This is a genomic window from Nonomuraea mangrovi, assembly GCF_042681425.1.
In the GTDB taxonomy this organism is placed as follows: domain Bacteria; phylum Actinomycetota; class Actinomycetes; order Streptosporangiales; family Streptosporangiaceae; genus Nonomuraea; species Nonomuraea mangrovi.
Genome location: NZ_JBHUFV010000048.1, coordinates 1 through 1,183, shown reverse-complemented (window position 1 = coordinate 1,183; position 1,183 = coordinate 1). Strand labels below are relative to the sequence as shown.

Here is a 1,183-nt window from a genome sequence, read left to right as displayed (position 1 = left end):
GTCGCCCTCGGCGACGATGGGCTTCTGGTTGAACGAGGTGCCCTGGTTGGAACGCTTGAACTTGGCGACACGGTAGGTGGTGCGGGTGCCGTCGTCGTTCTTGACCGTGACGTAGTCGGCGGAGACCTCCTCCACCACGCCGGCCTTCTCAGCGCTGATCATGTCACCCGTGTCGGTCGCGGCACGGTACTCCATGCCGGTGCCGACCAGCGGCGCCTCGCTCTTCAGCAGCGGGACCGACTGGCGCATCATGTTCGCGCCCATCAACGCCCGGTTGGCGTCGTCGTGCTCCAGGAACGGGATCAACGCCGTCGCCACCGACACCATCTGGCGTGGCGACACGTCGATGTAGTCGACCTCCTCGGCACGGGCGAGTTCGGTCTCGCCGCCCTTGGTGCGGACCAGGACGCGGGACTCGGCGAAGGAACCGTCGGGGTTGAGCGCGGTGTTGGCCTGCGCCTTGACGTACCGGTCCTCCTCGTCGGCCGTGAGGTAGTCGATCTGCTCGGTCACCTTGCCGTCGACGACCTTGCGGTAGGGCGTCTCGATGAAGCCGAAGGCGTTGAGCCGGCCGTAGGTGGCCAGCGAGCCGATCAGGCCGATGTTCGGGCCTTCAGGGGTCTCGATCGGGCACATCCGGCCGTAGTGGGACGGGTGCACGTCGCGGACCTCGAAGCCGGCCCGCTCACGCGACAGACCACCGGGGCCCAGCGCGTTCAGACGCCGCTTGTGCGTCAGCCCGGCCAGGGGGTTGGTGTGGTCCATGAACTGCGACAGCTGCGAGGTGCCGAAGAACTCCTTGATCGACGCCACGACCGGGCGGATGTTGATCAGGGTCTGCGGCGTGATGGCCTCGACGTCCTGCGTGGTCATGCGCTCGCGGACGACGCGCTCCATGCGGGCCAGGCCCAGGCGGACCTGGTTCTGGATGAGCTCACCGACGTTGCGTATCCGCCGGTTGCCGAAGTGGTCGATGTCGTCGACCTCCAGGGGCAGGTCCGCCGACGCCTCACCGGCGTGCAGCCGCACCAGGTATTCGACGGTCGCGACGATGTCGTCCTCGGTCAGGACGGTGACGCTGATGTCCGTGTCCGACCCGAACTTCTTGTTGATCTTGTAGCGGCCGACCTTGGCCAGGTCGTAGCGCTTGGGGTTGAAGTAGAGGTTCTCCAGCAGGGTCTGC

The 1,183-nt window shown here is 66.7% G+C and carries 1 pseudogene; it reads right to left on the bottom strand.

Going from position 1 to position 1,183, the window contains the following annotated elements:
• A pseudogene (locus ACFSKW_RS32665) lies at window positions 1–1,183 on the bottom strand (DNA-directed RNA polymerase subunit beta); the annotation flags it as partial.